Annotated in this window: 7 protein-coding genes; 6 read left to right on the forward strand and 1 reads right to left on the reverse strand. The window is 48.7% G+C overall.

Translation table 11 applies throughout. The features are described from left to right. Positions 1-132: 132 nt before the first annotated feature. Positions 133-1509, reverse strand: coding sequence for an alanine/glycine:cation symporter family protein (locus ACMA1I_RS00005; protein WP_337066176.1), 1377 nt, complete (start codon positions 1507-1509; stop codon positions 133-135). A 147-nt stretch (positions 1510-1656) separates the two neighbouring features. On the opposite strand from ACMA1I_RS00005, the gene ACMA1I_RS00010 reads away from it, so the two are divergent. The 6 genes from ACMA1I_RS00010 (at position 1657) to ACMA1I_RS00035 (ending at position 9086) form a co-directional block, all read left to right on the forward strand. Beyond that, positions 1657-2931 (forward strand): cation:proton antiporter, encoded by a 1275-nt coding sequence (locus ACMA1I_RS00010; protein ID WP_337066177.1) that lies wholly within the window; start codon positions 1657-1659, stop codon positions 2929-2931. A 112-nt stretch (positions 2932-3043) separates the two neighbouring features. Next, a complete protein-coding gene (locus ACMA1I_RS00015; RefSeq protein WP_337066178.1) occupies positions 3044-4747 on the forward strand; it encodes a cation:proton antiporter in 1704 nt (567 codons plus the stop codon). Further along, the gene (locus tag ACMA1I_RS00020; RefSeq protein WP_414703847.1) at positions 4707-5339 is read left to right on the forward strand and encodes an alpha-ketoglutarate-dependent dioxygenase AlkB family protein; all 633 of its coding nucleotides are present in this window, start codon (positions 4707-4709) and stop codon (positions 5337-5339) included. The genes ACMA1I_RS00015 and ACMA1I_RS00020 overlap by 41 nt, the downstream gene beginning before the upstream one ends. Before the next feature lie 199 nt (positions 5340-5538). Further along, on the forward strand, positions 5539-6915 hold the full coding sequence (locus ACMA1I_RS00025; protein WP_337066180.1) for an NAD(P)/FAD-dependent oxidoreductase: 1377 nt from the start codon (positions 5539-5541) through the stop codon (positions 6913-6915). 190 nt (positions 6916-7105) lie between these two features. Then, entirely contained in the window at positions 7106-8191 is a 1086-nt protein-coding gene (locus tag ACMA1I_RS00030; RefSeq protein ID WP_337066181.1) for a porin, read from the forward strand. Positions 8192-8579: 388 nt separating this feature from the next. Next, complete coding sequence (locus ACMA1I_RS00035) at positions 8580-9086, forward strand: DUF4168 domain-containing protein (protein ID WP_337066182.1); 507 nt, start codon at positions 8580-8582, stop codon at positions 9084-9086. Positions 9087-9126 lie beyond the last annotated feature (40 nt).

Consider the following 9126-nt stretch of genomic DNA (forward strand, 5'->3'; position numbering starts at 1 on the left):
GAAACCCCATCAACGCCCTGGTCCACATCCTCTCAGGTCTGACCGCCTACACCTTTCTCGACCACAAAAACAAAAAGTTTAACCTCGCCAGAACATTGGCTTAATTCCCGAGTTCACGTTAAAATCCGACTATCAACTCCTTACCAATTCTTTCATTCTTATAAAATAATCTTTAGCTGCCGCTTTTACCTTAGGTGAAAGTAGCAAGGCAGAGGTCATGGTCGGAATGGCCATCATGGCGTACATGCCGTCTATGAGGCTAATGATAGCGGTCATGGTGGCGGTGGCTCCAAACACAATGGTGGCTACATAAAAATAGTTGTAGTACTTTTTATACTTGGCACCTAGCAGAAAGCCCAGGCATTTGGTGCCGTAATAGGAGTAGGAGAACAGAGAGGTGAAACCAAAAATCATAACGCATAGCACCAGCACATAGCTTCCAAAGCCCGGCATGGCCTCATTAAAAGCACTCGCCGTCATGGTAACGCCGTTGCCATCGGAGCTTTGCCAGGCCCCCGTTACAATAATGGCAAGGCCGGTAAGGGTGCAGACCACAATGGTATCAATGAGCGGGCCCAGCATGGCTACTAATCCTTCGCGTATGGGCTCGTCGGTTTTGGCAGCGCCGTGCATCATGGCCGCTGTGCCTATGCCTGCCTCGTTTGAGAAAGCTGCCCTGCGTGCGCCTGCTATTATAATGGCTCCCACGGCTCCGCCCAGCACGGCTTCGGCTGTAAACGCATCTTCTAAAATGAGAGCAAAAGCTGCCGGAACAGCTGTATAGTTTACAGCCATAATGTACAAGACGGCCAGCATATACAGCACCACCATGCTTGGAACCATTTTAGAGGCCACATTTCCAATACGTTTAATTCCTCCGAAAATAACCAGCGATACGATTAATACCAGCGCAAGGCCAATGGTAAGGTCAGCATAAAAAGTGTTTTCGGCAGCGGCAAACCCGTTTGGCACCAGCACCACCTCCCGTATCACCTGCGTCAGCTGGTTTGCCTGAAATATGGGCAAAGCTCCAAACATGCCCGCAATGGCAAAAAAGACAGCCAATGGTTTCCACTTTTGACCCAGACCTTCGGTTATCACATACATAGGGCCTCCTTCCAGGTGCCCAAAGCTGTCTTTGCCACGGTACATAACGGCCAGCGAGCAGGTAAAGAACTTCGTAGACATTCCTACAAAGGCGCTTACCCACATCCAGAACAAAGCTCCCGGACCGCCAGTGGCAATGGCTACTGCCACTCCGCTTATATTGCCCATGCCCACTGTAGCCGCAAGCGCACTTGATAGCGCTTCGAAATGGTTGATGTCGCCAGGATCGTCAGGGTCGTCGTACTTGCCACGAAGCACATTTATGGCATGGCCCAGGTGGCGGAACGGTAGAAAACCAGAGTAAAACGTAAAGTAAAACCCACCTCCCATCAGCAGAAAGAGCAGCGGCAGCCCCCAGGCGGCGTTGCTAAAGGCAACTAAAAAATCTTCTATCTTTTCCAATATCTCTTCGTTTGTGCCTGAACCTCCACTACTTATGCAACAAAGGCTGTGATGCTGCTGTATGCGTATTATGTCAGTTTTGATCCTCACACCAACATAACAGCACAGTTACGTAACGCTGCAGCGACTCCTATAAAAGTAAAAATAATGGATAAATATATAATTGCTACCACTGTAATAGGAATTGCCGCTCTTTCTATGGCCTGGGTGCCGCGACTGACGGAGAGGACTTTTATTTCTTATCCAATTATTTACCTGCTGGTTGGAATGTTTGTGTATTGGGTGCCATTCGACCTGCCTTCACCAAATCCAATCAGGGGAGAGACTTATGCAGTGCACCTGACGGAGCTAAGCGTTATTATCTCGCTTATGGGCACTGGCCTGAAAATCAGGCGCAAGTTTAGCTTACAACACTGGCGTATTCCGTTCCGGCTGGTAAGTATTACGATGCTGTTGAGTATTGGTGCGCTGGCTTTACTGGGCTGGAGTCTGCTGGGCTTTTCTGTAGCAGCTGCTGTGCTGCTGGGGGCTGTGCTGGCTCCAACTGATCCGGTGCTGGCCGAGCAGGTGCAGGTAGGGCCACCCGACGAAAAAGAGGAAGATGTGGTTCGGTTTTCTTTAACCTCTGAAGCCGGACTAAACGATGGCTCCGCTTTCCCGTTTACATGGCTGGCGGTGGTGCTGGCCACAACGGCTGTAAGCGGCAGCAACTGGTTAGCAGATTGGATAATGCGCGACCTCCTGTACCGGATTGCGGCAGGTGTATTTATGGGCTACGCTATTGGCAGAGTGCTGGCTTACCTGGTTTTTACCCTACCTAGAAAAACAAGCTTCCCGAAAGCCTCCGATGGTTTTCTGGCACTTTCTGCCACACTGGTTTCATATGGTTTCACAGAGTTTGTGCATGGCTACGGCTTCATTGCGGTGTTTGTAACGGCTCTTACTTTGAGCAGCTTCGAAAAAGACGATGAGTACCACGTGGAAATGCATGATTTTATTAACCAGATAGAGCGCATCGTGATGGTTATACTCCTCATGCTGTTTGGTGGCAGTATTGTATCGGGGCTGCTCGACCACCTGACCTGGCAGGGAGCTTTAATCGGCCTGGCATTCTTGTTTATTATAAGGCCACTTTCCACACTGCCTAGCCTGGTTGGCACGCACTCCTCCAGGCAAGAGAAGCTGGCCATCTGCTTTTTTGGTATCCGGGGTATTGGGTCCTTTTATTATCTCTCGTTTGCTCTGAGCAAGCATAACTTTGAAGAGGTAGATCAGCTTTGGTCTATAGTAGGCTTTATTGTGATGGTGTCGATTATTCTGCATGGCCTCACTGCCTCCAGAGCCATGCGGCAGTTGGATGTAGATCGTAAGAAAGGCATTAGCACGACACTTGCCCCAGATCAGGCGCCAGACGAGGTGTAGGCAAAGCAGTGACTCCGAACACTGGAGACTGAAAACTGAAAACATTTAAATACAAATGCCTTTGTTCAGGATTCTTGTAAATCTTGGTGGGCCTAAAAAATAATCTAATTATATGAATCTTGCTGAACTTATTGATAACCAGTTTTATGAATTCGCCCTGATCATTTTTCTGGCAGTAGCTGTGGGGGCTGTGGGGCGTGTGCTACGTCAGCCGCTCATAGTTTCTTTTATTGCAGTGGGCATTGTGGTGGGACCCTCTGTGCTGAATTTGCTGAACTCGGAGCGTGAAGTTGGCTTACTGGCCGAAATGGGCATTGCCATTCTGTTGTTTGTAGTGGGGCTGAAGCTGGATGTAAACCTTATAAAATCTACGGGTAAGGTAGCGATGCTCACGGGGCTGGGGCAGGTGCTCTTTACCTCGCTTTTTGGTTTCCTGATCGGAATCTTGCTTGGGTTTGAGTGGCTGGTAGCGGTATACATAGCTATTGCCCTCACCTTTTCCAGCACCATTATTATTGTAAAGCTGCTTTCCGACAAAAAGGAAATAAACCAATTGCACGGGCAGATTGCTCTCGGCTTCTTAATTGTGCAGGATATAGTAGTCGTGATTGTGATGATTGTGCTCTCGGCACTAGGGGCGGAGTCGGAGAGGCCCGTAGGCATGGAACTGCTGTATGTATTTGGCAAGGGCCTGGGTATGCTGGCGGTAGTGGTGCTGCTGATGAAATATGTGATTCCAAAGCTCACGAATATGCTGGCCGACTCGCAGGAACTGCTGGTGCTGTTCTCTATTGGCTGGGCTATTCTGCTGGCGGCTTTGGGCGATTACCTGGGCTTTAGCAAAGAGGTTGGCGCTTTTCTGGCCGGAATCTCACTGGCCTCCACACAATATCGCGAGGTGGTGAGTGGGAGGCTCACCAGTATCCGTGACTTTTTGCTGCTCTTCTTCTTCCTCGACCTGGGTTCGCAACTCGACTTGGGCGCTATGGGAGCCCAGATAGTGCCATCTCTTATTTTCTCTGTTTTCGTGCTGGTAGGCAATCCGGTTATTGTGCTGGTTATAATGGGCATTATGGGCTACCACAAGCGTACTTCGTTTAAAGCAGGGCTTACTGTGGCGCAGATTAGTGAATTCTCGCTTATTCTGGCAAACATGGGCCTTAGCATCGGACACATAGAAGAAGATACACTTGGGCTGATTACACTGGTAGGTCTGGTTACCATTACCCTCTCCACCTACATGGTGATGTTCTCCGATCAGCTCTTCGATCTGCTCTCACCGCTGCTGAGTGTTTTTGAGAAAAAGAAGCCCGATAAGCCCGCCGAACTGGAAGAAGATGACAAGAAAATTGATGTGCTTATATTCGGGCTGGGCAGCTATGGCAGTAGTGTGGCAAAGGCGCTAAAAGAAGAAGGCTTACATTACATTGGAGCAGACATTAACCCGGCAGTGGTAAACAAATGGGCAGGCGAAGACCTGGAGGCTGTGTATTGCGATGTCGAAGACCCCGACCTGGATGAAGTGCTACCTCTGACTCAATCATCTAACATCATCAGTACCGTGCCCGATGTAAATGCAAACATCAGGCTGCTCCGGTTACTGAATCATGCTGGTTACAAAGGCCGTGTTGCCTTAACTGCCCGCAGTGCAGACGATGCCGCCATACTTCAGGATGCTGGTGTAAAATACATTTTGGAGCCTTTTAAAGATTCGGCTTTGCAAGTGGCAGATATGTTTAGGGGCAAGGTAAAGAAAGACGAAAAAAAAGCGGCCCATGAAGCTGCTGAGCAAGATAAAGATGAGCCTAAACGCTGATAAAAACTGGCAACAGTTGCCCCTGCCCGATGCCGAAGTATACTATGTGCCCGCTTTTTTCAGTCAGCAGGAAAGTTGCCATTACTTTGCGCAGCTGCAAGAGCAAGTGGCCTGGCAGCAGGAACACATTAGTATGTTCGGCAAAAAGCTGCCCATGCCACGGCTCACGGCCTGGTACGGCGATAAAGGGTACACCTACTCCGGCCTATACAACCAGCCCCAACCCTGGCTGCCGGTGCTGCAAGAGCTAAAGCATAAGCTGGAGGAGCAAACAGGTAAGCCTTATAACAGCGTGTTGCTGAATTTTTACCGAAACGGCTCCGACAGCATGGGCTGGCACGCAGACAATGAGCCGGAGCTGGGGCAGCATCCTGCTATTGCCTCGCTGAGTTTTGGCGGCACGCGCCGGTTCGGTTTCCGGCACAGGTACAAAAAGGAGCTGCAGAACCATTACCTCACGCTGCAACACGGAAGTTTGTTGCTCATGCAAGGCTCTACACAACATTTCTGGCAACACAGCATCCCCAAAACAGCTACCGCCGTAGAACCACGCATTAACCTCACCTTCAGGTATGTACATGAAAGAGCGTAGTCGCAGAATTGTCTTTATCAAATTTAGCCCTTACTTTACAGTTTAAAGAGGGCTATACTGCTTTCAGAAATTATAAAAACTTTGTTAGGTTCAGCTATCAAGTTGCAAGCACCTGGCACCTATATTTACCTATAATAGGGCAGATCCTACTGTAAAAAGGGCTTTTGTCTTATTTCTTTTAACCTGTGTCTGTTTACTTATGAGCGAAACAAAAAAAATCGCCATTGTGGGGGCTGGCCTTGTGGGGTCGCTGCTTTCTTTGTACCTGGCGAAGCGTGGCCATAAGATAGACCTATATGAGCGGCGCTCAGACCAACGCCTGAAAGTCGAAGAGGCTGGCCGCTCTATTAACTTGGCGCTTAGCGACCGTGGCTGGCGCGCACTTCGTGGCATTGGAATTGAGCAGGAGGTACGGCAGGTGGCAGTGCCGATGCACGGACGCATGATGCATGACGATCAGGGAAAGCTGTCTTTTTTGCCGTATGGCAAAGAGGGGCAGTTTATTTATTCGGTATCGAGGGGCGGGCTTAATGCAGCACTGCTTAACCTCGCAGAGCAGAAAAGCAATATAAACCTGCACTTTAACAGGCAACTCATAAACCTCCATGTGCGCACCAACGAGCTGCAGTTGCTAAATAAAGTAACAAACCAGGAAGAGCGCGTGCAGCCTGACATTCTTTTTGGGGCCGATGGCGCTTACTCGGCGGTACGTAACGAAATGCACAAACGAGAGCTCTATGATTATTCACAGAGCTACCTGGAGTACGGATACAAAGAACTTACCATTCCGCCTGCTGCAGATGGCGGCTGGCAACTGGAAAAGCATGCGCTGCACATCTGGCCACGCGGTAATTATATGATGATTGCCTTGCCCAACATAGATGGCAGTTTTACCTGCACGCTGTTTTTCCCTCACAAAGGTAAACTCTCGTTTGATTCAATCAAGAATACCAACCACCTGTTGCAATTTTTCCGACAGGCCTTCCCGGATGCTGTGCCGCTTATGCCGGACCTGGCGCAGGAGTACTTTGCCAACCCAGTAGGCTCATTGGTCACTATTAAATGCTTTCCCTGGTCTTTCGAAGGAAAGGCCGTGCTGATAGGCGATGCGGCCCATGCCGTAGTTCCATTTTACGGACAGGGCATGAACGCCGGGTTCGAGGATATAACGGTGTTGGACCAGATGCTGGATCAGTTTACAGGCAATTGGCAGGAGCTATTCGAGCAATTTGAGCGCAGTCGTAAGCCTAATGCCGATGCCATTGCCGACTTGGCCGTGCTTAACTTTATAGAAATGCGCGATAAAGTAGCCGACCCACGCTTTCTGCTTCGCAAGAAAATCGAAGCCCAGCTAAACGCCCAGTACCCTGATAAATGGATTCCACTTTACGCGATGGTTACCTTCTCTGATTTGCCTTATGCCTACGCCCTGGAAACAGGCCGAAAACAGGACGAGATAATGGAGCTGGTCATGCCCCATATTCAAACACCGGAAGATTACCAGAAGCAGGAGGTGCAGGGCTTGCTCCGGAAGCTGCTCGTAGAGGAGGAGCGCCTGAAGCCATACAAAGGCTAAGGTGGTTGCAGAAGAGGTTTGGGCTCCGATGCCCCTCACCTCAAAAGGGTGAAAAAGGCCCTGGAAGGCTGTTTTGATTAGAATAATTAGGTTGTAATAATGTATGGCCTACTAAAGAGTTATGCCTAAAACAACTGTTATGGTGGCTGTGCCGTTGAGGCATGCAAAGCAGCAACAATTTACTATGCCCATGCCCTTTCTCCTCTTGCTGGCCATATTGACATTTACCCCTGTTATAGCTCCTGCGCAAATACAAGATAGCCTTTATCCAAAAGAAGAAGAAGTAAAGCCGGTGCAAATAAGTGGAGGCGTAGATGTTTACTACGGCTACGACTTCTCTAAACCAAATGATAAAGCCCGGCTCTATACCACACAAGCTTTTCGGCACAACGAATTTAACCTGAACTGGGCCTTTCTGCAGGCCGACTATAGCACCGATCGTGTACGAAGTACGCTGGCCCTGCATACAGGAACTTATGTGCAAGCCAACTACGCTGCTGAGCCCAACGAGCTCACCCGGCTCATAGCACAAGCCAATGTAGGAGTGCGGCTGCGGCAGGGGCTGTGGCTGGATATGGGCATATTGCCTTCGCACATAGGATATGAGTCTACCTTTTCTTTCGAGAACGAGCTATATACCCGTGCCCTCATGGCCGAAAACTCTCCTTATTACGAAACAGGCGCCAAGGTAACGGCAGAAGTTTCGGAGCAGGTAACACTGCAGTTTCTGGTACTGAATGGCTGGCAGAACATAACCGAAACCAACGACGCCAAGTCATTAGGCTTTAGTTTCAGTTATACCCCCACCGATCAACTCACCTTAAGCTACAACAACTACTATGGCAACGAAGCGCCCTCGGGCACTGAGGCTAAGCGCCGCTACTTCCATAACGTGTACGCCAGCTACCTGCTCTCCGATAGGCTAACCGTAGCAGGTAGTGCAGATCTGGGGCGGCAGGAGCTATGGAACAGTAGCGAAACAGGCACCTGGTACACTGGCATGTTGCTCCTGCGCTACCAGTTAAACACCCACTTTAGCCTCTCTGGCAGAGCAGAACATTATAACGATAAAAACCAGCTGATTATAGCTACTGATACTCCCGACGGCTTTCAGACATCCAGCACCACTCTTAACCTCAATTACGCGCCGGCACCTAACCTGTTGTGGCGGGCAGAAGCGCGAAGTTACCATGCCAACAACCGTATTTTCAGAGGAGAAGAAGGCGAGAAACATAACAACCTGCTGCTGGTTACCTCCCTGGCCTTAAAGTTTTAAGCTACCGTGATAAAGAAGGGAATGATAACAACCATTTATTCCTGTTTATTCATCGAAATTATTACTCACCAGCCTGGAGAGCTCGTGTAGGCAATGGCCAAAAAAAATATGTGCGCCAGTAAATTTTCGCCGCTGATAAATTTATATCGCTAACACAACACAATTCCTGTAAAAAAGTATTGTACGGAAATAATTTAGGTAGTATTAAAGCTTCTGATTATAGATATAAATAGATGGCGTGAATTTGAATAATTCAATTTTTGTTAGTAAAGCGGAAGGGGTTTGATAACTATTTTGTCCAATGGGTAGTATAGGAATTATGGCATTTATGAGAATCGTGCCAAAATATATTCTATTTTAATATTAATTAGCTAGAACGGAGATATTTATGAAATTACAAAATAAACTTAAGGGGATGGTTGTGGCTGCCTTTACGCTTGGCCTTATTGGTCTTTCGGAAGCAGCCTTTGCACAGCAAACTACACCACCAGCAACTCAACAGGCACAACCGAACGCTAACTTTACAGAGGTAGAATTGCAGCAGTTTATAGATGCCAGTGAAAGGATAATGGTACTGCAGCAGGAGAACGAAAAGAACATGCTGACTATTCTGGAAGAGGAGAAACTGGACGTAAACAAGTTCAATGAGCTGGCGATGGCATACCAGGAAGAGAGAATTGAGGAGGCTGAGGCTACTGCGGCTGAGAAAGAAGCCTTTACTAAAGTAGCTGAGCGCATTATTGAGTTGCAACCTACCGTTCAGGCAGAAGTGCAGCGAGCTATAGAGCAAGATGGCATGAGCATGGAGAAATACGAAAACATAATGATGGCTTACCAAGAAGACCCTTCTGTGCAGGCTAAGATACAAAGTATGCTAGCCGTGGTAGAGGAATAAAAACCCACAGGCAGGCCCGAAAACAGCAGCGCCTCCCCCG

Source organism: Pontibacter sp. 13R65, from assembly GCF_047525655.1.
Lineage (GTDB): Bacteria > Bacteroidota > Bacteroidia > Cytophagales > Hymenobacteraceae > Pontibacter.